The organism is Aeromonas sp. MTB (assembly GCF_056632455.1).
Genome location: NZ_CP147026.1, coordinates 3,016,912 through 3,039,650, shown reverse-complemented (window position 1 = coordinate 3,039,650; position 22,739 = coordinate 3,016,912). Strand labels below are relative to the sequence as shown.

Genomic DNA, 22,739 nt, shown 5'->3' with positions numbered 1-22,739 from the left:
TGCATCAATTTGCACTTTCTTACATTTTTCATCCCTTTTTTCAGCATGGCCGCGCCATATTCTGACAGTGACGGGGTCAACGAAAGCGGAGTCAAAGGAGCGTCGATTTAAGGATGCGCAGGGAGGAGAGGGCGGGGAAAAGCGAAACGGCACAGCAGAGGGAGAGGGGAGCACAAGGGCGCTCCCCACGGGATGGGGCGGGATTCAGTCGTCCTCGTCATCCTTCACTTCGCGGATCTTGTCCTTGTAGTTGGGCAACTGCTTCTCCAGCCGTTTCATGTCTTTGATGGCATTGAGAAACAGCCCGAGCAGGAACAGCAGCGGCAACCCTATCCACAGCCAGAGATTCATGGGATTTTCCTTTCGTCAGGACAGGTGGTGACATAACGGGCCAAAATTTCATCAAGGTTGGCCAATATGGTCGACTTGCCTTCAATATCCGCCTGTTGCAGGCAAAGCGCCAGTGCTGCGGGATCGAGCCGCTGCTCGTCGGACTCCAGCGAAAAGCTGATATGCCAGGGCTCGTAGGCAACGCCGCTCTGTGCCCCGACCGGCTTGGCATAAGGGAGGAAGAAGCCGAAGTCGCTCATATGATCGCTGAGCCACTCGCTGAGATCCGCAAACCAGCCCCCGGCTTCATACTCCCACGGCTCCAGCGCCAGTTTGGTATCGGTAGGCAAACAGTCCGGGTCGTAGATGTCGAGATCGGTCCCCCAGTGGTGACGGCTGGTGCCGGGCAGGGCACTCCAGCGCAGGATGGCGTGCAGCCGCTCCACCTCGCTTAGTTGCAGGGCATCGATGGGCTGACTGTTGGCATCGAGCAGAGGCCGTTCGCCGCGCCACTTGCCATTCCAGATGGCGAGCTGGCGCTCGAAGCTGCGCCAGCTGGAGGCCGCCTGCAGGTTGAACCCCTCATAGGCGGCCGCAACCTGCATGTCGTTGAAGGCCGCCGCGGTGGCGGCAGTCAGACGATGGGGGCCGCGTCCCACCAGAATAAGGTGGCTCTCGTCGAGCCCCAGCAGTTGTTCCTGCGTCATGCCAGCAATCTCTCGAGCACCCCTTGGTACATGTCCGCAAGCAGATCCAGATCGTCCGCCTTCACGCACTCGTTCACCTTGTGAATGGTGGCGTTGACGGGGCCAAGCTCAATCACCTCGGCGCCGGTGGGGGCGATAAAGCGCCCGTCCGAGGTGCCGCCGGTGGTAAGCAGGGCCGGTCGCTGGCCGTTCACTGCCTCGATGGCCGCCACAGCCGCATCGAGCAGCGCGCCGGTGTCGGTGAGGAACGGCTGGCCGGAGAGGGTCCAGTTCAGCTGATAATCGAGGCCATGTTTATCCAGCAGCGCTTCGACCCGCTCGCGGATATCCAGGTCGGTCAGTTCGGTGCCGAAGCGGAAGTTGAACTGTACCTGCAGCTCGCCCGGAATGACGTTGGAGGCGCCGGTGCCGGCCGAGATGTTGGCGATCTGGAAGCTGGTGGGGGGGAAGTAGGCGTTGCCCTCATCCCACACGGTGGCGGCGAGTTCCGCCAGCGCTGGCGCGGCTTTGTGAATGGGGTTGTCCGCCAGATGGGGGTAGGCGACATGGCCCTGCACTCCGCGCACCAGCAAATCGCCGGTGATGGAGCCGCGGCGGCCGTTCTTCACCACATCGCCTACCACGGCGGTGGAGGAGGGCTCACCGACGATGCACCAGCGGATCTTCTCGTTGCGGGCCTCAAGGGTGTCGATCACCCGGGTGGTGCCATTGATAAAGGGCCCCTCCTCATCGGAGGTGATGAGAAAGGCGATGGATCCGGTGTGATCCGGATGCTCGGCCACGAAGCGCTCGACCGCCACCACCATGGAAGCCAGCGAGCCCTTCATGTCGGCGGCGCCGCGCCCGTAGAGCACGCCATCCTTGATGGTCGGCTCGAACGGCGGGGTGTGCCATTTATCCAGCGGCCCGGCGGGCACCACGTCGGTGTGACCGGCGAAGCAGAACAGCGGCCCCTTGCTGCCACGGCGGGCCCAGAGATTGGTGGTGTCCTCAAACACCATGGGTTCGATAACGAACCCGATCCTGGCGAGGCGCTCCGCCATCAGGGTCTGGCACCCTTCATCGAGGGGGGTAACGGAGGGGCGGCGGATCAGATTCTTGGCCAGTGCGATGACATCCGACATCAGTTGTCCTTAGTTGTCCTTAACGGGAAAAGAGGGATTGGTAGTGATCAGCCTTGAAACCCAGGGTCAGTTCGCCGTCACGGTCGAGCAGCGGGCGCTTGATCATGGCCGGATGTTCCAGCAGCAGGGCGCGCGCCTTGGCGGTGTCGAGCCCCTGTTTGGCCTCATCCGGCAGGGCGCGGAAGGTGGTGCCGCGGCTGTTGAGCAGGGCTTCCCAGCCGAGTTTTGCCAGCCAGCTGTCGAGATCGTCCGGGTTCAGGCCGTCGGCGCGGTGGTCGTGAAAGCGGTAGTCGATACCGGCCTCATCCAGCCACTTGCGGGCTTTCTTGATGGTGTCGCAGTTCTTGATGCCATAGAGGGTGATGGCCATGGGGAGTCCTTCTCTTGTGGGCGCTAGCCGTGGCCGTGCCCGAAAATCCGAATCAACAGAGTGCAAGTGCCCGATTCTGGCATTGTGGCAATCCCATGGCAACGCCGATGGTCTGGCTCGCGGGTTTTGCCGGAACTGGTCACACCTGAACGGCGATTTTGAGATCAAGATCAGAAGCGGTGCGGCGGGTATGCCCGATGGGGTTGGGTATTGCGGGAGAAGATCGACTATTGCAGGAGAAAAATAGAAGGGGGCAAAGGCCTGATAGCCAAAACGCGCCAGCGGGCGCGTTTTGGTCGGCATCATCGAGCACCTCAATCAGTGCAGGGTGGTCCACTCATGGTCAAAGACCCGGGCCCGTTCCCAGGGTGCATCAGGCAGGCTGGAAGAGAGGCCAGTGTATTTGCCCACGTCGTCCACCACGATGGCGGAGAGGATCGGCAGGTTGTTTTCGGTGCAGTACATGCGGATGCGTTGCAGCAGGGTGCGCAGTTCATCCTGGCACTGCTCCAGCCCGGCCTGCTTGGCCAGTTTGGAGTAACGAATGGTAGTGCGTTCCTTTGCAGACTCGACGAGGATGTCCCACAGCTTGTAGTCACAGGTCGAAGCACCTGCGGTGGCTTGGCTTGTCATAACTCTCTCCGGCGCGAAATGGTCGCTATATGTCGAAGCGCATCTTCGCCAGTTCGGCGCCGTCATATGTTGATCCAACGCAAAAAAGAGGGGAGTCGCGTCACACAATTCCCGGATATGGGGTGATAAAGGTTTTCTGGCAGTTGAAATAACTAAAAATTGTTACATAGCTGACATATTATGCTAATGAATCACGGTGACGGCACCTTTATTGATAGGGATCAAAGGCAAACAGTGGTCAGATCACTAGATTTCGCTCTTCGATAAATTTATCAGGAGTGAATATTGGAACTTTTATTCGTCTTGCTCGTTCTGGTCGCCGTGGTCTACGGCATCATCAAGGATTACAACCCGCAGGCGGTGCTGGCGCTGGCGGGCATGGCCATTTTTGCAGTGGCCTACTGGTTGGGGTTGCACCCTATTCTCCCCGCTGACAAGAGCACCGGTTTCGCCCTGTTCGACCTGTTCGAAGTGTTCAAGGGGATCTTCTCCTACCGCGCGGCGGGCCTCGGCCTCACCATCATGGCGGTGGCGGGTTTTGCCACCTATATGTCCCATATCGGGGCCTCCCAGGCGCTGGTGCGGGTGGCGGTCAAACCGGTGGCAGGCATCCAGTCCAGCTACCTGATGCTCTCCATCTGCTATCTGGTGGCGGTATTCGTCTCCCTGTTCGTCACCTCCGCTACCGGCCTTGGCCTGCTGTTGATGGTCACCATGTATCCGGTGATGCGCAACCTCGGCATCAGCCCGGCCTCCGCCTGTGGTGTCATCGCCACCTCACAGGCGTTTGAAATTGGCCCGACCCAGACCAACGCCATCTTCTCCGCCGGCCAATCCGGCATGGATCCGACCAGCTATTTCGTTGACTACCAGATCTGGCTGGTGGCCCCCATGCTGCTGGTGACCATGGTGCTGCACTTCTTCTGGCAGCGTCACTGCGATCGCAAGGATGGCTGGGATCCGGCGCTCCATCGCGGCGATCACGCCGAGCTGGACGAGCAGGGCACAGAGAGCGTGCAGGCGCCCACCTGGTATGCCCTGCTGCCGATCATCCCCTTCGTGCTGATGATGACCTTCTCCAAGCTGCTGGTGAGCGACATCAAGATGAGCGTGGAGGTGGCCATGCTGCTGTCGGTCTTTATCGGCATGCTGTGCGAGCTGCTGCGTAGCCGCTCGGTGCGTACCGCATTCGCGGGGCTGTCGAGCTTCCTCGATGGTATGGGCAAGGTGTTTGGCCCCGTGGTGGCGCTGATCGTCTGCGCCGAGCTGTTTGCCGAATCTCTCAAGGCCATCGGCGCCATCGATACCCTGCTGCACTCTGCCAGCAATGCCGGTATCGGCAGCGGTCTGATGACGCTGGTGATGGTGGCGCTGATCATGGTAGCGGCGGTCATCATGGGCTCCGGCAACGCGGCGTTCCTCAGCTTCTCGACCCTGGCACCGGCGGTGGCAGCCAAGTTTGGCGTACCTGCAGTGACCATGCTGCTGCCGATGCAGCTCGCTTCCAGTATCGGCCGTACCGTCTCTCCCATCGCGGCTGTGCTGATCGCCTGTGCGGGGATTGCCAAGGTATCGCCCTTTACCGTGGTCAAGCGCACCAGCGTGCCGATGGCGGGTGCGCTGGTGACGGCGCTGACCCTCAACTATCTGCTGTTTATGTAGTGATGTGGGTTATGTAGTGGTGTTTGGAATTTACCGGTCGGGCGGGTGGCATGGCTGCCCGCCTTTTTCTCACTGTGTCGCATTGTTGCAATAGACGATCGGCCATCAACGCTGATTGTTGCATGGAGAAGATAATGACAGTTGTAAAGAGCCCGTTTTCCCTCGATAACTATCTGGCCGATTTGGCCCCGCTCATCAACCTCGATTGCGGTACTCGCACCCCGGCCGGAGTAGCGAAGGTGGCCGACATCATGACCGAGAAATATGAGGCCATCGGCTGGCAGGTGACTCGCCACCAGTTTGCTGCCGAGTGCGGCCCCTGCCTCGAGATCACCAATGCGCCGGGTGCCGATCACTACGACGTGATGCTGTGCGGCCACATGGATACCGTCTTCCCCGAGGGGACGGCGGCCAAGCGCCCGCTCAAGATTGAAGGCAATCAAGCCTTTGGCCCCGGTGTGTCGGACATGAAGAGCGGCCTGCTCTCTATCTGGTATGCCCTCAAAGAGATGGATCCGGCATTGCTTGCCAAGCTCAAGGTGCTGGTCTGCTACAACTGCGACGAAGAGATTGGCTCCCCTTGGTCGAAAGATTGGCTGGTGGAGAAGGCCAAACAAAGCGGCTGCGTGCTGGTGGCCGAGGCGGCGCGTCCCAACGGGGATCTCATCAGCGCCCGCAAGGGCAATGCCAAGTACCGCATCACCTTCCACGGCAAGGCGTCCCACGCCGGTTCGGCCCTCACCGAAGGAATCTCCGCCATCACCGAGCTGGCGCACTGGGTACTGGCCATCAACGAGCAGGTCAACATGACCACGGGCACCACCATGAACGTCGGCGTGGTACAGGGCGGCACCGGTGTCAACGTGGTACCGGACTTTGCCGAGGCGATCGTCGATCTGCGCTTCTGGAGCAACGAAGAGGCCGCTGCGGTGCACGACCGGCTCACCTTTATGGCCAACAACCCCTTCCTCGCGGGTTGTCGGGTCGAGGTGGATCGCCAGACTTTCAAGCCGGCGATGCGCCCGAGTGGCGACACCGAGGCGCTGATGGCACTGGTGGAGGCGGCAGCCAAGGAGGAGGGGATCCCCTTCAACTGGCTGGAGGCCGGTGGCGGCTCGGATGCCAACTTCACCGCCGCCGCGGGGGTGCCGTCGCTGGATGGCTTCGGCCCCATGGGGGGCGGTTTTCACTCGGAGGCGGAGTTCCTGCTGCTGGAGAGCATCGAGCCGCGCATCCGCCTGCTGCAGCGGGTGCTGGGCAAGCTGGCGAAATAAGCTGGTTTATCCCTTGTTCGGGTCGTCATGGCCCGCTCAAAACTGGTCCGCTCAAATCCAAACGGGAGGCTGTTGCCTCCCGTTTTTTATCTCGATTTTTCGCGCGCTGAGTGAGCGGGCCAGATGGCTTGCGGCCGTTACCCCTGCGGTTCGGCCAGATAGGCCAGGTGATCCTGCCGCGCCACCAGCCAGCCATCAAGGCGCAGCGGGGCGGCAAAGCCCGGGCCGTCGGTCACCATGGTGTGGTACTCCCCCTGCTCGCCGCTGGCATCGAAGCCTTCGCGCTCGGCCAGTTGTTGCAACTCGGCGAGGGTGGCGGCACCGAGGGTGCGTCCAGTCCACTCGGGAGCCAGCACCCGGGTATCGACGCAGGAGAGGTGGGCGACGATGCCGCGTGTCAGCAGATCCGCCAGCAAGGCTTGGCGAGATTGCTGCCAGAGCGGGGTGTGGACGGTGAGCCCCAGCGGCTGGCAGCGTTCGCGGATCCAGTTTGGCGCGCCGCCCACGCTGTCGATATCGCCGGTCACCACTCCATCGAGTTGCCACTCCTCCTTGAGCCGCGCCAGTGCCCGCTCATAACCGAGATCGAACGGCGCTTCTATGGTGACCAGCAGATGGGGCAGCCCGAGGGCTTCCGCCTGACGGCGCACCAGCGGCAAGGGGTGAGCGAGAAATCGGGGCTCTGGCGGCGCAAAGGTGGCCAGTGCCATCACCTGATGGCCCGCTTGGCGAGCATGACAGAGGGCCAGCATGGCATCTTTGCCACCGCTCCAGAGCAGGATGACGCGAGACATGGATGAGATTCCGGTGGTGAACGAGGGGGCATGCTACCCAGCGGCGGGGGCAGAGGTAAAGGCATAGTGTCCGGAAATGGCGGCGGGGAAATGGTTGGGGTCACAGAGCGGGAAAAAAGCAGGCCCCCGAAGCGGGGGCCTGTCTGGCAATGTGTTAAACGCGACTGCGATTAGAGCAGGATGCTGGTGAGGATAAAGCCCAGCGAGCAGGAGGTCACCACCCCGATCAGCCCCGGAATGATGAAGCTGTGGTTGATGATGAACTTGCCGATACGGGTGGTGCCGGAGCGGTCGAAACCGATACAGGCCAGATCGCTCGGGTAGGTCGGCAGCACGAAGTAGCCGTAGCTCGCTGGCAGGAAAGCGATCAGCAGCTTCGGCTCCACACCCAGCGCCAGACCCATGGGGGCGATGGCGGTGAGGGCGGCGGCCTGGCTGTTTACCAGCTTGGAGATGAGGAACAGCACCAGGGCGTAGGTCCAGGGTTGGGCCTGTACCACATGGGCCAGGGTCTCTTTGAGCAGGGGCATGTGAGCCTGGAAGAAGGTCTCACTCATCCATGCCACCCCGAATACGGAGAAGATGGCGACCATGCCCGCCTTGAAGACGGCACCGTTGGCGATCTCGCCCGGCTTGACCTTGCAGCGCATCAGGATGATGGCACCGGCGATCAGCATCATCATCTGGATCACCAGGTTCATGGAGAGCGGGCCGGTCTTGTCCTTGATGGTGAACACTGGACGCAGACCTTCGTTGGCACCGAGCAATACCACGGCAGCGATGGCGGCGAAGAAGATCCAGGTAGACCAGTAGGCCTCTTTCGGGAACTTGGTGTTGAGCAGAGTTTCACCACCGCCGTAGATAAAGGCACGCTGCTCCGGGTCTTTGATCTTGGCCTGGAACTCTTCGTCCTTGTCCAGATCCTTGCCGCGACGCAGGCTCCACAGGGCCGCCACGATGACACCGGTCAGGGAGGAGGGGATGGCGATCATCAGGATGTCGAGCAGGCCGTAAGCCTGACCGATACCGTGACCTGCCGCCAGAATGGAGACCATGGAGACCACGGCAACGGAGACCGGGGAGGCACAGATGGCCATCTGGGAGGCAACGGAGGCGACAGCCATCGGGCGCTCGGGACGGATGTTCTTCTGCAGCGCGATGTCAGCGATGATGGGGAACATGGTGTAGACCACGTGGCCGGTACCGCACAGGAAGGTGAGGGTCCAGGTGGTGAGCGGCGCCAGGATAGTGATGTATTGCGGGTGACGGCGCAGCAGACGCTCGGCCACCTGCATCATCAGGTTGAGGCCACCGGCAGTCTGCAGGGTGGCGGCACAGCCGATCACCGCCAGAATGGTCAGCATTACCTGAACAGGCGGTTCGCCCGGCACCAGGCCGAAGACGAAGGTCAGCAGGAAGAGACCGATACCACTGATGAGACCGAGTCCCATGCCCCCAAAGCGGGTACCCAGCAGCAAGCAGCCGAGTACCACTAAAAATTCCATCAAGATCATTCCGTTACCTCGTGTGATTCAACCCATATTGCCGCGGGTAGCCTGAACCATGAATTGTCATTGTCTGTTTTATTTAGCCCAAAAGGGTTAGTTGCTATTCTGCTCCCCTGAAAAAGTGAAAAAATTGAGTTACTTCAATAACTCGATGAATTTTTGATTAAACCACTTAAAAACCACGTACTAACAAAAACATCATTTTTGTCACCAAGTGGTATCACTCGGGGCCAAGCCATCGGGTGGTCATGGTGGCAGCACAGAGTGGCAGCAGGGCTGCAGGGGAGGGGCATAAAAAGGGCTCGATTGCGGCAGAAGAGGGTGAAAAAGCCAGCGCTCAGGCTATTTTTGCCAGCAAGGGCTGACTTTGGCGGGTTGGCTCATTTGGCCGCAGGGCCTTGCTGCAGATAGCGGCGCTGATAATCCTCGCTCAGCTTGGCAATATCCAATCTGGCAATGGCCTGCGCCACCCGTTGCTGCAACGCCTGCTGATCGGGGCGAAACATGATGTGCAGGCTCTTGTGTTCGAGGATCTTCGGGTGAAATTGCAATCCGGCGCTGCTCAGCTTGCGATCATGGTTGATGAGCCAGTGAAAGACATCCCGATCGATCACCGCCAGATCGAGCCGGTCGCGCTGCAATTTGCGCAGGTTGAGCAGGTCCGCATCGACGGCGGCAGTGTTGAGGCGCTTGCTGGCCATCAGGGCATCGAATTCACGGGTGTTGACGTACCCCTCCACCACGCCGATCCGGTAGGGGGCGAGATCCGTGAGCTGCTGCCAGGGGATGGGGGGGCCTGAGCGCTGCGCCATGCCCAGCACGCTGTCGCCTACGCTGGCGGAGCTGCGCCACAGGGTGGGCAGGGTGTCGGAGAGGTACTCGGGAAAATAGCCGCTATAAGGCTGGGTCGGGTCGGCCGCCAGCCGCACCGCCCGCTGCCACGGATAGAAGTCGAATGTCACCTCCAGTCCCGCCTCGGCAAAGGCGCGCTTGACGATATGACCGGTGAGGCCGCCATCGGGCAGGCTCTGGCTGGTGTAGGGGGGCCACTCCAGGGTGGTCAGACGAACGGGCTCGGCCCACAGTTGAACAGGCATGCAGGACAGCAGTAGCGAGAGCAGCAGGCGATATCCCATAGGCGACGAGTTCCTTGTGCCGGTTGATCCTGAGTATCACCCATAACGGTGACAATAAAAAAGCCGACCCACAGGTCGGCTTTTGCAATGCAGTGACAAGATGCCGCTGATCAGAACTCGGCGGTACGCGGAGTACGCGGGAACGGGATCACGTCGCGGACGTTGCCCATGCCGGTCACGTATACAACCAGACGCTCGAAGCCCAGACCGAAGCCGGAGTGCGGCACTGTGCCGTAGCGACGCAGGTCGCGATACCACCAGTAATCTTCCTTGTTCAGGCCCATCTCGGCCAGACGGGCATCCAGCACGTCCAGACGCTCTTCACGCTGGGAACCACCGATGATCTCGCCGATGCCCGGTGCCAGTACGTCCATCGCGGCAACGGTCTTGCCGTCGTCGTTGAGGCGCATGTAGAAGGCTTTGATATCTTTCGGGTAGTTCTTCACCACCACCGGAGACTTGAAGTGCTCCTCGGCCAGATAGCGCTCGTGCTCGGAGGAGAGATCGATACCCCAGGAGACCGGGAACTCGAACTTCTTGCCGCAGTTTTGCAGCACTTCGATGGCGTCGGTGTAGTCGATCTGGGCGAAGTCGGAGGAGACGAAACGCTCCAGACGGCCGATAGCATCCTTGTCCACGTGCTGGGCGAAGAACTCCAGATCGTCGCGACGCTCGGTCAGTACGGCGTTGAAGACATACTTCAGCATGGCTTCGGCCAGTACGGCGTTATCTTCCAGATCGTTGAAGGCCACTTCCGGCTCAACCATCCAGAACTCGGCCAGGTGGCGGCTGGTGTTGGAGTTTTCAGCGCGGAAGGTAGGGCCGAAGGTGTAGACCTTGGAGAGGGCGCAGGCATAGGTTTCGGCGTTCAGCTGGCCGGATACGGTCAGGAAAGCCTCTTTGCCGAAGAAATCTTCGTTGTAGTCCACCTTGCCGGCGTCGGTGCGCGGCAGGTTTTCCATGTCCAGAGTGGAGACGCGGAACATCTCGCCGGCACCTTCGGTGTCAGAGGCGGTGATGAGCGGGGTCGCAACCCAGAGGAAACCCTCTTCGTGGAAGAAGCGGTGGATGGCTTGCGCCAGGCAGTGACGAACGCGGGTCACGGCGCCAACGATGTTGGTGCGCGGGCGCAGGTGGGCCTGTTCACGCAGGTATTCGATGCTGTGGCGCTTGGCGGCCATCGGGTAGGTGTCCGGATCTTCGACCCAGCCGACTACCTTCACCTCGGTCGCCTGCAGTTCGAAAGCCTGGCCGCTGCCCTGAGAGGCGGCAACCACGCCGGTCACTTCCACGGAGCAGGCAGTGGTCAGACGCAGCACTTCATTCTCGTAATTGGCCAGGGTATTGGGGACAACTGCCTGTACCGGATGGAAACAGGAGCCATCGGAAATGGCCAAAAATGAGATCCCCGCCTTGGAATCACGGCGAGTCCGGATCCACCCTTTGACAGTTTGGGTGGTGCCGACCGGATACTTACCGGCCAGCACATCTACTACGGATGCGTGCGTCATCGAAATATTGTCTCCAGCTTGTTCTTGCAGCGCTATTTGCAACACTAGGGAGTCTGGCCCGGGCACAGATGGCCCACCATGGCAGACTAAGCCGTCAATCTTACCCGCGCGGGTTTGATAAACAAGCAAAAATGTCGGACTCTGGTGGGGTTTTCGGCATGGTTCACTCAACAAGAGTGTCACGGGCGCAGGAGAGGTGGGTGAAAGATCGGCGGCATGGGCCAGATTGGCTGACACGGGTGTTACAGGGGCTGGTGATGCTCTGCTGGGGCGGCTTTATCGTGCTGCTCTCCCTTTACCACTATGCCCGGCCCGAAATTGCCTACGGTTTTCTGGTCTATGGCGGGATCGAGGTGCGCGATTATTGGCACCCGTCCCTTACCCCCTGGCTGGTCTACGGGCTCTGGAGCTGTTGCGCCCTGACGCTGGCGGTGTTGCTGCTGGAGCGCAAGCGCAGCCGCCGTCAGGATGATTCCCGGCATGTCAATCTGGCCATCCTGCTATTGGTGCTGATCGCCAGCTTGCTCTTCTACTACGTCGGTTAAGCGTTCGTCTTAGCGGGGCTGATCCGGCTCCTGCCTGCTGGCCTTGGTGCGCTTGCCGAGCTGGCGCTCCACGCTGTCGAGCATCTGGTTGTAGGCCACCGCCACCCGGCCAATCTCGTCGCCGTCATCCCCCTCCAGCCGGTGGCCGAAGTCGTGCAAGTCAGTCGCCTCTTCCATGGAGCGGGTCAACTGGTTGAGAGGGCGCACGATCCAGGTGCGGATGACCCAGAGGGTCAGCAGCAGTCCCATCCCGAAGATGCCGGTGAGAATGAGCGCCGAGGTGAGAATATTCTGCTCGACCCGGGTAAACAGCGAATCGAGGGAGTAGTCAAAGCGCACCGCCCCTAACACAGTGTTCTCCGGCACCAGATGACAGCTGGTGCAGTCGGTGCCGCGAAAATCCTTCTTGGCCAGCAGCGGTCGGGTGACCACCAGACGGCTGTGCATGCCGTTGTGCACCACCTCCAGGCTCCCTTTGCCCGCCAGAGCCAGCTCATCAAACTCATCTTTTACCTGCTCTGTCTCCCGTCCCGGCCCGAACTGTTTGCTCACCGCATCGCCACGAACGATGCGGGCATCCTCCACATGGGCATGGTCGAGAAATTTGCCGCGCAGGGTATCGCGGGCATCCATCTTGCCGGTCAGCATCAGCATGTTGAGGCCGTCGAAATAGGCTTCGGTCTGCTCGCGGCTCTGCTCCTTGATGAGGGTCAGGATGAGATCGCGCTCGCGCACCGCCTGATAGGCTGCGGAGAAGACCAGTACCATGGAGAAGATGAAGAGCAGGAAAAAGTTGATTTTGGCAGCAATGGAGAGGCGCATGAGCAGTCTTTCTTGATGGTAAAACCGCAGCAGTTTACCCCTCTTGGGGCCTCAGGTCTGGTGTTTTGCTCACATTACGGCAAGTGAAACTGCACTGAAGTGGATAAAGTTGCCCTCTTTATATATCAAATGCCGGTAGTCAAACGGGCGGCAGCGATGGCCGCCCGCTGCATGCATTAAAACTCGCCTTCGGTGATGGCCTGACGGATGGCGCCGGTCAATACCCGCAACTCTTCAGGGGTGATGACGAAGGGGGGCATCAGGTAGACCAGCTTGCCAAAGGGGCGGATCCAGGCGCCCAGTTCGACAAACTTGCGCTGGATGCGCGCTACATCCACCCGCTCTTTCATCTCCACTACCCCGATGGCGCCGAGCACCCGCACATCCGCGACCGCCGGGTGCAGGGTCAGCTCTACCAGTTCTGTTCGCAGCTGATGCTCGATGGTGCGCACCCGCTCCTGCCAAGGTGAGGCCAGCAGCAGATCGATAGAGGCGTTGGCCACCGCGCAGGCGAGCGGGTTGCCCATAAAAGTGGGGCCGTGCATAAAGACCCCCGCCTTGCCGTCACAGATGGTGCGGGCGACATGCTCGGTGGTCAGGGTCGCCGAGAGGGTGAGATAGCCCCCAGTAAGCGCCTTGCCCAGACACATGATGTCGGGGCTAATCCCCGCCCAGTCGCAAGCAAACAGCTGACCGGTACGGCCAAAGCCGGTGGCGATCTCGTCGGCTATGAGCAGCACGCCAAACTCATCGCACAAGGCGCGCACCCACTGCAGGTAGCGGGGGTGATAGAAATGCATGCCGCCAGCGCCCTGCACTATGGGTTCGAGCACGATGGCGGCGATCTCCTCGTGATGATCGGCCATGAGTGTCGCCAGCTCCACCACGCACTGCTCGTCCCACTCGGCGTGGAAGCGACAGCTCGGCGCATCGACAAAATAGTGCTCCGGCAGGAATCCCTTGTAGAGCTCATGCATACCGCCATCGGGATCGCAGACGCTCATGGCGCCAAAGGTGTCGCCGTGATAGCCGCTGCGCAGGGCGACAAATTTGGCTCTGGGCGCCCCCTTGGCGTGCCAGTACTGCTGCGCCATCTTGAGCGCCACTTCCACTGCCACCGAGCCGGAATCGGCCAGAAATACCCGATCAAGCCCTTTTGGAGTGATCTCCACCAGTTTGCGGCAGAGCTCAACCGCTGGAGCGTGGGTGAGGCCGCCAAACATCACGTGGGACATCTTGCCGAGCTGGGCGGTGGCGGCGGCGTCCAGCTCCGGCACCTGATAGCCGTGCACGCAAGCCCACCAGGAGCTCATGCCATCCACCAGTTCACGGCCGTCGCTGAGGGTGATGGTCACCCCTTTGGCACTGGCCACTTCATAGCAGGGCAGGGGGTGGGTGAGGGAGGTATAGGGGTGCCAGATGTGGTGCAGGTCGAATTCTTGGTTGGTCATTTGTTGTTCTATTGTCAATTGGTTTGATCTGGTCGGTGTTGACAGTCTACGCGTGCTCTCTACACTAGCCAACAATTTCAGCCACTTGGCACTGCGCATCACCCTGAGCGCGCAGGCCCGGCGGCGGGTTTTGTGGCCGTCCATCCCAAGATGGCGGGCGCAGGATCCCACTAATAACAACCGGAAGCCATGTATGAATGCTCTCACCGTGGGCGGTCACGCCCTTCGTCATGACTGGACCCTCGCCGAGGTTCAGGCCCTGTTTGCCCTGCCGTTCAACGATCTGCTGTTTCAGGCCCAGACCGTCCACCGCGCCCACTTTGACCCGAATGAAGTGCAGGTGAGTACTTTGCTCTCCATCAAGACCGGCGCCTGCCCGGAAGATTGCAAATACTGCCCCCAGAGCGCCCGTTATCACACCGGTCTTGAGGCCGAGCGGCTGATGGAGGTGGAAAAGGTGCTGGAGCGGGCCCGCGAAGCCAAGGCCAACGGCTCGTCACGCTTTTGCATGGGGGCCGCCTGGCGCAACCCCAAAGAGAAGGACATGCCCTACATCATCCGGATGATTGAGGAGGTGCGCGGGCTGGGGATGGAGACCTGCATGACCCTGGGGATGCTCACCGCCGATCAGGCGGCGCGTCTGGGGGCCGCGGGGCTCGATTACTACAACCACAACCTCGACACCTCGCCGGAGTTTTACGGCGAGATCATCTCCACCCGCACCTATCAGGATCGGCTCGATACCCTAGAGCATGTGCGTGGCGCGGGCATGAAGGTCTGCTCTGGCGGTATCGTCGGTATGGGTGAGCAGGCCAAGGATCGGGCGGGCCTCTTGATGGCGCTCGCCAATCTGCCCCGTCACCCGGAGAGCGTGCCCATCAACATGCTGGTCAAGGTGAAGGGCACGCCGCTGGAGGATCAGGAGAACCTCGATCCGTTCGAATTTATCCGCACCATCGCCGTGGCACGGATCATGATGCCTGCCTCCCATGTGCGCCTCTCAGCCGGGCGGGAGAAGATGAACGAGCAGATGCAGGCCATGTGCTTTATGGCGGGGGCCAACTCCATCTTCTACGGCTGCAAATTGCTGACCACTCCTAACCCGGACGAGAACAGCGATATGCAGCTGTTCAAGCGACTCGGTATTCGTCCCGCCCAGCGCGCCCAGAAGCCGGATCAGGTTCAAGAAGAGGAGCTGCTGGCCGAGGTGAGTCGCCAGAGCGAGCCTGCCGAGATGTTTTATGACGCCACCCGCCCCCGTGCAGGGGCTGCGCGGTCATGAACGGCCCTGCAGTAACGGGCCCCTTTGGGTTGAGCACGGCGCTGGCCGAGCGCGAGCAGGCGGGTCTGCTGCGCAACCGCATCGCGACCGACGGGGCGAGTGGCGGGCAGCTCAGGGTCGCGGGGCGCGACTACCTCAACTTTTCCGCCAACGACTATCTGGGACTTGCAGATCACGGCGCCATCAAAGCCGCCTTCAACGCGGGGATTGAGCGTTATGGCACGGGCTCCGGCGCCTCGCCGCTGGTGACCGGTTACAGTCATGCCCACCAAGAGCTTGAGGAGACCCTGGCCGAGTGGCTCGGGGTGGAGGCGGTACTGCTCTTCAATTGCGGTTTTTCCGCCAATCAGGCGGTGCTCAAAGCGCTGCTTGGCAAGGAACACCTGCTGTGGCAGGACAAACTCAACCATGCCTCTTTGCAGGAGATGGGCAGCCAGCTCCCTTGCAAGATGAAGCGTTTTGCCCACAACGATATGGCGGCCCTTGAACGGCAGCTTGAGCCAAATCGCGGATTGATTGTCTCGGAAGGGGTGTTCAGCATGGACGGGGATCAGGCCCCCTGGGCTGAACTCGCAACCCTCGCCGCCCGGAGCGGCAACTGGCTGATGATCGACGATGCCCACGGCCTCGGCGTGCAGGGGCCCGAGGGGCGCGGCACCCTGGCGGCGCAGGGAGTAAATCCTGCCAACGTGCATATCCAGATGGGCACTTTTGGCAAGGCGCTTGGCGTCGCCGGTGCCTTTGTCGGTGGCAGTCGCGAGCTGGTGGCGTATCTGGTCAACTTCGCCCGCCACTATGTCTACAGCACCCATATGCCCGCCGCGCAGGCCTGCGCTGTCAGCAAGAGTATCGAACTGGTACGTGCCGCCGAGGATGCCCGCGCCCATCTTGGCCAGCTGATCGCCCGCTTCCGGCAAGGGGCAAAGGCGCAGGGTTGGCAACTGGGGGCGAGCGACACCCCGATCCAGCCGCTGCTGGTGGGGGAGAGCTTTGCTGCTTTGCAACTGGCAGAACGGCTGCGGGAGCGCGGTGTCTGGGCTGGCGCCATTCGCCCGCCTACGGTGCCAGTTGGTACGGCGCGGCTGCGTATTACCCTGAGTGCGGCTCACCGCGAGCAGGATGTAGATCGCCTGCTCGATGCCTTGGGGGTCTGCCCTGCAGCGACAACGGTTGGGGAGACTCATCATGGCTGAGCGTTTTCAAACGGTCGACAAGGCGCAGCTTGCTCGCCGTTTCGGCGCCGCCGCTCGTCATTACGATGCCCACGCCCGCTTTCAGCAGGAGGTGGGGCAGGCGCTGTTGGAATGGATGCCGAGCAGGCCGGTTGGCACTGATCTGACGGTGAGCGGGCTGGATCTGGGCTGCGGCACCGGCTTTTTCTTGCCCCAACTGGCGAATCGTTGTCACCAGCTGGTGGGGCTGGATCTCGCCCCCGGCATGCTGGCGCAGGCCGCCTTGCGTGGCAGCGGTGCTCGCCTGCTCTGCGGCGATGCGGAGCAGCTTCCTTTCGCCGATAATGCGTTCGACTGGGTTTTCTCCAGTCTGGCGCTGCAGTGGTGCGAGCGTCCGGCCCAGGCTTTCGGCGAGCTGCTGCGGGTGGTCAAACCGGGCGGCCAGATCTTTTTCTCGACCCTGCTCGATGAGTCGCTCTGGCAGTTGCGAGCCGCCTGGCATCAGCTTGATGGTCGCGCCCATGTCAATCGCTTCCTCAGCCTGCCACAATTGGAGCAGGCGCTGGCTAGCGCCGGGGTATCTGCTCCCGAGCTGCGTTGTATCACCTGGGATCTCGCCTATCTTGAATTGCCGCAGTTGTTGCGTGATCTCAAGGGGATTGGGGCCAATCAGGTCAATGACAATCAGGGGAGTGCCGCCCCAGCCGGTCTGAGCGGGCGCGCCAGATTGCAGCAGCTGGCGCAGGCGTATGAGGCGTTTCGCCAGCCCGATGGCAGGTTGGTCGCCAGTTATCGGGTGTGCCTCGGCCGTCTCAGCAAGCCTCGCTGAGCGCCGGGAATCGCATTGTGTGCAGGGTAGTCAACGGGCCCTGCCAAGGAGAGAACCGTATGAAATCATTCTTTATCACCGGCACCGATACCGATGTGGGCAAGACGCTGGTGGCGCGCACCCTGCTGCGCGAATTCAGCGCACAGGGAATCAAGTGTGCGGGTTACAAGCCGGTCTCGGCCGGATGTGCCCGCACTCCGGACGGGCTGCGCAACCTGGATGCCGTTCTGTTGCAGGAGGCGGCGAGTCTGCCGCTGCCCTATGAGGTGGTCAATCCGTTCGCCTATGAGCCGCCGATTGCGCCCCACATCGCCGCCAGCGAGGCACGCCAGCCTATCACCATGCAGGGGTTGAGCGAGGGGCTACGCAAGATTGAACAGGCCGGGGCCGAGCTGGCGGTAGTGGAAGGGGCGGGGGGCTGGTATCTGCCGCTCGATCGCAAGCATTTGCTGTCGGACTGGGTGAAACAGGAGAACATGGCGGTGATCATGGTGGTGGGGGCCAAGCTGGGTTGCCTCAATCATGCGCTGCTCACCTTTGCCGCCATTCGCAATGATCAGCTGCCGGTGGCGGGGTGGGTAATTAATCGGCTCCATGGTTCCATGAGCCATTATCAGGAAAATCTGGACACCCTGAGGGGCTTGCTGCCAGCCCCCTTCCTCGGCGAAATTCCGTTTATAAACAATCCGCTTGAAGCCGATTTGCAGGGGCGTCTTGATATCTCGCCGCTACTTTGACGGCATATTCAGCGAACATTCATCGAATCTCCCTAGAATGTCGACATTAACATGATCAGGTGGGGATCCCGAGTGATCCCCGGTCATGTCCCTTATCTTCACAAGGAGTCTATATGAAGCGAATTATGCTATTCCTGGTGACCAACCTGGCCGTCATGCTGGTGCTGGGGGTGGTACTCAATATCCTGTTCTCGGTTCTGGGGATCAACAAGTCCAGCATTTCCGGGCTGTTGGTGTTCTGTGCCGTGTTCGGTTTTGGGGGTTCCTTTATCTCCTTGCTGATGTCCAAGTGGATGGCCAAGCGCAGCTATGGCGTCCAGGTCATCGAGCAACCCCGTAACGAGACCGAGCACTGGCTGGTGAGCACTGTGGCCCGTCAGGCCCGCGAAGCGGGTATCAAGATGCCGGAAGTGGGGATCTACGACTCTCCCGAGATGAACGCCTTTGCGACCGGCGCTCGCCGCGATGATTCGCTGGTGGCGGTCTCCTCCGGCCTGCTCTACAGCATGAGCCGTGACGAGGCGGAAGCGGTACTGGCCCACGAGGTGAGCCACGTGGCCAATGGCGACATGGTGACCCTGACCCTGATCCAGGGTGTAGTGAACACCTTCGTGATGTTCTTCGCCCGGATCGTGGCTGGCGTGATCAGCAACTTCTTCAGCTCCAACAACGAGGAAGAGAGCAGCAGCTCCGGCGGTTTTGCCTACATGATCACCGTGTTCGTGCTGGAGATGCTGTTCGGTATTCTGGCCTCCATCATCGTCATGTGGTTCAGCCGTCAGCGCGAGTTCCGTGCTGATGCCGGTGCCGCCAAGCTGGCCGGTCGTGACAAGATGATTGCCGCCCTTGAGCGCCTCTCCCGCGGTGCCGAGCCTCAGCTGGAAGGCTCAATGATGGCCTTTGGCATCAACGGCAAGCGCTCCATGAGCGAGCTGTTCATGAGCCACCCGCCCATCGAGCAGCGTATCGCCGCCCTGCGTGGTTGATAGATACTGAATGACGGGGGATCACCCCGAATAAAAAACGGCTGCCTTCGGGCAGCCGTTTTGCTTTTCAGCGTTCTTTAAAGCTTGAAGTGTCCCATCTCCTGACGCAGTACCCGTGACAGCTGCTTGAGCTTGGCCGCCTCTTGGGATACGTGACGGGCGGCATCCCCCGATTGCTCGGAGAGGGAGGTGATGTTGCCGACGGTAGAGACCACCTCGTTGGCGGCGGTGGACTGCTCGCGCAGGGTGTGGCTGATCTCCCCCATCAGGCCGGTGAGGTTGGAGGCGTGGCTCTGGATGCTGGCGATCGCCTCGCCGGTCTGGTTGGCCAGCGTGACCCCACGGGAGACGTTGTTGACCGTGTTCTCCATGCTGCGGATGGAGGCATCGGCCCCGCTCTGGATCTTGCTGATCATCCCGGTGATCTGCTGGGTTGAGGCCGCCGAGCGGCTGGCCAGATTGCGCACCTCGTCGGCCACCACCGCAAAGCCGCGACCCTGTTCACCGGCCCGCGCTGCCTCGATGGCCGCGTTGAGAGCCAGCAGGTTGGTCTGATCGGCGATACCGCGGATCACCCCGATGATCTCCGAAATCTGCTGGGTATGGCCGTTGAGCTCGGAGATAGTGCTGGCTGCATCCCCCACAGTGGTGGAGATATTCTCGATGCTGCCGAGAGTCTCTTTAATGACCCCCGAACCCTCCTCCAGGGTATTAGCGGAGACCTTGCTCAGCTCGTCGGCATGGGTGGCATTGTCGGAGAGGTGACTGATGCTCACCACCAGCTCCTCGATGGCGGCGGCCATGGTCTGGGTGCTGGTTTGCTGATCGGTGGCAAACTGGGCTGTCTGCTCGGCAATTTGGGCGATGCTGTCGGCAGAGTGGGACAGCTCCTCGGTGGAGTGGGAGACCTTGGCGATGATCCCTTTGAGAGTGGTCTGCATACCGCCGAGCAGGCCGATCAGGCTCTCTTTCGATCCTGCCGGCACCTTGATGGGGCGCGAGAAGTCCCCTTCCGCCATCATATGGAGATCGGTCTTGAGCTGCTCGACCGAGGTGCCCACCAGATCGAGCAGGGAGCGATAGGTGCGCCAGAGGAAGAACATCAACACCAGACCGAGGGCGATAAAGAGATAGCGCAGCATATCGGTATTGGCGATGGCGCTCTCGACCGCCTCATGGTTGCGCTGCTCCATCATCACGTAGAAGTCATCGATGGGGGACATGATGCGCCCTTTGTTCTGGTGATAGGCCTTGTCATGCATCATGGCGATGGCTTTTTGCTGGTTGGCAACCAGGTCGCCATCGCTCTGCTGCACCAGTTTGAAGGCGGCGACCTCGGTGTTGACCAGCGCATCCGAGTTGTTTTTGGCCTCGTTCAGTTTGGCGAGTTCGCCGTCGGTGAAACCGGCATCCTTCATCAGGTCGATCAGACCACGGCGAACATTGCTGTCGGGGCGGGGATTCTGGCCGTTGGCGGCGACAAAGTCCCAGTAGATACGGTTGTAGCCATCCGGTCTCGGCTGTTCGCCGTTGCGAATGGCCAGGATCCGCATGTACTGCTGCTCGTAGGCTGGATCCTTGGTGATGACGTAGGTGCGCCCGAGTCGGGTCAGGTCATCGGAGGATTGGCGCAACTCATCGGCCAGCAGGTAGGAGACATATTGTTGTCGATAACTCTCTTCCAGTTGTTTACCCGCCCAGCTGTAGGCGAAAAACACCAGTGACAGCAGGATCAGGGTGATGACGGATAGCAGCAGGTTGAGCTGAAAGGCGGGCTTGTTCTGTTCCATGGTATGGGCGTCCTTTCCCTATGGCGGAGTGTCGTATGGAGCATCGCCAAGTCAATGGCTGGCAAGGCTTTTTGCTCTGAGAGTATAGGAAGGGAAACTCACTGATGAAGGCGGTGGGGACAAATTAAGGGCGGATCAGGTGAACAAGTGTGGATAAAGATGACCGGGGTCAATTCCCCGGTCATCTGGGGTGGCGTGAGTTAATGCGGCCCGATCACCCGATCATAGGATTTCAAGGTCGGTGAGCGGCACGGCGCAGCAGGCAAGGATCTTGCCCTCGGCCCGCTCGGCGGCGGTGATGGCGGGGGCGTCGGGGTGATCCACCTCGCCCGAGATCAGCGTCTGTTTGCAACTGCCGCAGATCCCGGCGCGGCAGCTCCATGGCAGCTCTACACCTTGCTTGTTGGCCTGATCCAGCACAGTGCCCTGATTGTTGCCGGTAAAGGCTTGGGCGCCGATACGCAGTTGTACCGCCTGATGGGGGCGGGCCACCGAGAGAATGGCGCCGCCAAAACTCTCCTGTTTGATCCGCGCGGCCGGAACGCCGAGGGCCGCAACTTTGGCGGCAGCATCGGCCATAAAGCCGTGGGGGCCACAGATAAAGACCTCTTTCCCGGCCAACCCTTTGACCAGTTGCAGATGCTCATCATTGAGTCGCCCTTGCAGCCCCTGCCAGTGATTGTCCGGCTGGCTCAGGATAATGGTGAGGGTCATCCCCTGCTGTGCCATGGCATGCAGTTCGCTGGCGGCGGGAATGTCCGCTTCTCTACGGCACAGGAGCATAAAGTGAACCTCTTCCAGCTCCCCGCGTAGCGCCAGGGTGCGGGCTATCGCCAGCATGGGGGTGACGCCGGAGCCTGCGGAGAGCAACAGTAGGTTTCGCTCGTGGCCCAGGTGAAACTCACCAGCAGGGTTGGCGGCCAGCAGCCGATCACCCACCTGCAACTGCTGGTGCAGCCAGTGGGAGATGCGGCCACCCTCCACCTTTTTGACGCTGATGCTGTAACGCTCCGGGTGATCCGGCGTAGAGCTCAGGGTATAGCGCCGCTGGATCCGCTCGTTTTTGATATCGAGGCTGATGGGCAGATGCTGGCCCGGCAGGTAGTCGGGCAGGGGTTCGCCATCGACGGCTTCGAACCAGAAGGTCTCCAGATCCCGCGCCAGCGGTTCGCGGGCCACGCAGACCAGCTCCCGCTTCTTCGGCGCGGCGGCGGGATAGACCACCGGACGGGTGCGCTCCAGCACTTCTATCTCGCTGCCTGCCTCAATCCAGCCCTCGTTCAGCGCCACCAGATTCTGGCCGAAGTAGACCTCGCCATCCTCGCCACGGCGGTAGCGGGTAAGGGTGGCCAGCGGCTCTTTCAGGGCGTTGAAACGATCGGTGCCCGCTTCCACCGTGGTCATGATGCAGCGGCTGCAGGGCTTGACCACTTTAAATTCCACTTCGCCGATGCGGATGCGCACCCAGCTGTCCTCCTCGAAGGGCTGGGTATTGCTTGCCACCAGATTGGTGCGGAACTGGCTCATCTGGTGCAGCGCATCGGAGCGCAGATTGAGATCCTCAAGGGAAGCCTGGCTTATCAGCAGCAGCGGATAACCGTCGGCAAAGCTGACCCGGGTGCCGGTCTTTTCACGAAAGCGATCCGAGGTTTCACCCAGCCAGAGCAGTTGCACCGTCTCCCCTGCCACCCGGCTTAGCCACCCATCGGCTTTGGGGTCGGTGTGCAGGGCGGTAAAGCGGTCGCTCCAGACTCCGGTAGCTTGCGGGGCGCGGCTGAAGTCGACCTCTTGCAGGGTGAGCGGTTCAAAGCCCGGATAGCGCAGTTGCAAGCCTCCTTCGATGGGGGTGGCCACGACCTGTTGCAGCTGGGGATGGGTACGGGCGGTGATAAAGGTGCCGTCCGGTTTGACCACCATGTAGCGGCGATCCCCTGCCAGTCCCTCTTCGGTCACCCGGGCGCGAGCCAGCGGCATACCTGCAGTCGATTTGATGGGGTAGAGGTGAATGCTGTCTAGCCTGGACATCTTCATATCCTTGTGACGCGGCGCGATCGCCTGGAAAAAGGGGAACATAAC

The 22,739-nt window shown here is 61.0% G+C and carries 21 protein-coding genes; 8 read left to right on the top strand and 13 right to left on the bottom strand.

From position 1 onward, the window contains the following. Positions 1-204: 204 nt before the first annotated feature. The 5 genes from WBR25_RS13900 to WBR25_RS13880 form a co-directional block, all read right to left on the bottom strand. Positions 205-351, bottom strand: coding sequence for a hypothetical protein (locus WBR25_RS13900; protein WP_005337933.1), 147 nt, complete (start codon positions 349-351; stop codon positions 205-207). Then, positions 348-1,037 (bottom strand): M15 family metallopeptidase, encoded by a 690-nt coding sequence (locus WBR25_RS13895; RefSeq protein WP_110302849.1) that lies wholly within the window; start codon positions 1,035-1,037, stop codon positions 348-350. Before WBR25_RS13895 ends, WBR25_RS13900 begins: the two co-directional genes overlap by 4 nt. Beyond that, complete coding sequence (gene dapE / locus WBR25_RS13890) at positions 1,034-2,161, bottom strand: succinyl-diaminopimelate desuccinylase (protein ID WP_110302850.1); 1,128 nt, start codon at positions 2,159-2,161, stop codon at positions 1,034-1,036. Before dapE ends, WBR25_RS13895 begins: the two co-directional genes overlap by 4 nt. Positions 2,162-2,180: 19 nt before the next feature. Continuing rightward, the gene (locus WBR25_RS13885) at positions 2,181-2,531 is read right to left on the bottom strand and encodes an ArsC family reductase (RefSeq protein WP_005337930.1); all 351 of its coding nucleotides are present in this window, start codon (positions 2,529-2,531) and stop codon (positions 2,181-2,183) included. Between the two features lie 318 nt (positions 2,532-2,849). Continuing rightward, complete coding sequence (locus tag WBR25_RS13880) at positions 2,850-3,164, bottom strand: hypothetical protein (protein WP_005337929.1); 315 nt, start codon at positions 3,162-3,164, stop codon at positions 2,850-2,852. Positions 3,165-3,449: 285 nt separating this feature from the next. Between WBR25_RS13880 and dcuC the strand changes: the two genes are divergently transcribed. Continuing rightward, the gene (gene dcuC, locus WBR25_RS13875; RefSeq protein ID WP_005350454.1) at positions 3,450-4,826 is read left to right on the top strand and encodes a C4-dicarboxylate transporter DcuC; all 1,377 of its coding nucleotides are present in this window, start codon (positions 3,450-3,452) and stop codon (positions 4,824-4,826) included. Positions 4,827-4,960: 134 nt separating this feature from the next. After that, a complete protein-coding gene (locus tag WBR25_RS13870) occupies positions 4,961-6,100 on the top strand; it encodes a M20 family metallopeptidase (protein WP_088869747.1) in 1,140 nt (379 codons plus the stop codon). Positions 6,101-6,237: 137 nt separating this feature from the next. Here WBR25_RS13870 and WBR25_RS13865 read toward each other — a convergent pair whose 3' ends face one another. From WBR25_RS13865 to asnS, 4 genes are all read right to left on the bottom strand, one after another. Continuing rightward, on the bottom strand, positions 6,238-6,894 hold the full coding sequence (locus tag WBR25_RS13865; protein ID WP_110302852.1) for a Dph6-related ATP pyrophosphatase: 657 nt from the start codon (positions 6,892-6,894) through the stop codon (positions 6,238-6,240). A gap of 170 nt (positions 6,895-7,064) precedes the next feature. Further along, a complete protein-coding gene (locus WBR25_RS13860; protein WP_005337916.1) occupies positions 7,065-8,408 on the bottom strand; it encodes an anaerobic C4-dicarboxylate transporter in 1,344 nt (447 codons plus the stop codon). A 374-nt stretch (positions 8,409-8,782) separates the two neighbouring features. Beyond that, positions 8,783-9,538 (bottom strand): substrate-binding periplasmic protein, encoded by a 756-nt coding sequence (locus WBR25_RS13855; protein ID WP_110302854.1) that lies wholly within the window; start codon positions 9,536-9,538, stop codon positions 8,783-8,785. A 110-nt stretch (positions 9,539-9,648) separates the two neighbouring features. Further along, entirely contained in the window at positions 9,649-11,049 is a 1,401-nt protein-coding gene (gene asnS, locus WBR25_RS13850; RefSeq protein WP_110302855.1) for an asparagine--tRNA ligase, read from the bottom strand. A gap of 200 nt (positions 11,050-11,249) precedes the next feature. Here asnS and WBR25_RS13845 point away from each other — a divergent pair, with 200 nt between their 5' ends. Further along, on the top strand, positions 11,250-11,594 hold the full coding sequence (locus WBR25_RS13845; RefSeq protein ID WP_110302856.1) for a hypothetical protein: 345 nt from the start codon (positions 11,250-11,252) through the stop codon (positions 11,592-11,594). A gap of 9 nt (positions 11,595-11,603) precedes the next feature. Here the strand turns inward: WBR25_RS13845 and WBR25_RS13840 are convergent, their stop codons facing one another. Then, positions 11,604-12,416 (bottom strand): HAMP domain-containing protein, encoded by an 813-nt coding sequence (locus WBR25_RS13840; RefSeq protein WP_005350472.1) that lies wholly within the window; start codon positions 12,414-12,416, stop codon positions 11,604-11,606. A 176-nt stretch (positions 12,417-12,592) separates the two neighbouring features. Beyond that, on the bottom strand, positions 12,593-13,867 hold the full coding sequence (bioA, locus tag WBR25_RS13835; protein WP_168769870.1) for an adenosylmethionine--8-amino-7-oxononanoate transaminase: 1,275 nt from the start codon (positions 13,865-13,867) through the stop codon (positions 12,593-12,595). A 193-nt stretch (positions 13,868-14,060) separates the two neighbouring features. Between bioA and bioB the strand changes: the two genes are divergently transcribed. From bioB to htpX, 5 genes are all read left to right on the top strand, one after another. Then, entirely contained in the window at positions 14,061-15,149 is a 1,089-nt protein-coding gene (bioB, locus tag WBR25_RS13830) for a biotin synthase BioB (RefSeq protein ID WP_110302858.1), read from the top strand. After that, positions 15,146-16,342 carry an 8-amino-7-oxononanoate synthase gene (bioF, locus tag WBR25_RS13825; protein WP_479748295.1) on the top strand — a complete coding sequence of 399 codons (1,197 nt, stop codon included), beginning with the start codon at positions 15,146-15,148 and terminating at the stop codon, positions 16,340-16,342. The genes bioB and bioF overlap by 4 nt, the downstream gene beginning before the upstream one ends. Continuing rightward, a complete protein-coding gene (gene bioC / locus WBR25_RS13820) occupies positions 16,335-17,150 on the top strand; it encodes a malonyl-ACP O-methyltransferase BioC (protein WP_168769871.1) in 816 nt (271 codons plus the stop codon). The genes bioF and bioC overlap by 8 nt, the downstream gene beginning before the upstream one ends. A 59-nt stretch (positions 17,151-17,209) precedes the next feature. After that, positions 17,210-17,887, top strand: a complete 678-nt coding sequence (bioD, locus tag WBR25_RS13815; protein WP_005337893.1) for a dethiobiotin synthase — start codon at positions 17,210-17,212, stop codon at positions 17,885-17,887. Between the two features lie 113 nt (positions 17,888-18,000). Beyond that, positions 18,001-18,873: a protease HtpX gene (htpX, locus tag WBR25_RS13810; protein ID WP_005344374.1), complete on the top strand. Its 873-nt coding sequence runs from the start codon at positions 18,001-18,003 to the stop codon at positions 18,871-18,873. A gap of 77 nt (positions 18,874-18,950) precedes the next feature. Here the strand turns inward: htpX and WBR25_RS13805 are convergent, their stop codons facing one another. Beyond that, complete coding sequence (locus tag WBR25_RS13805; protein WP_110302860.1) at positions 18,951-20,663, bottom strand: methyl-accepting chemotaxis protein; 1,713 nt, start codon at positions 20,661-20,663, stop codon at positions 18,951-18,953. Positions 20,664-20,885: 222 nt separating this feature from the next. Next, entirely contained in the window at positions 20,886-22,688 is a 1,803-nt protein-coding gene (locus WBR25_RS13800) for an MOSC N-terminal beta barrel domain-containing protein (RefSeq protein WP_479748292.1), read from the bottom strand. Positions 22,689-22,739 lie beyond the last annotated feature (51 nt).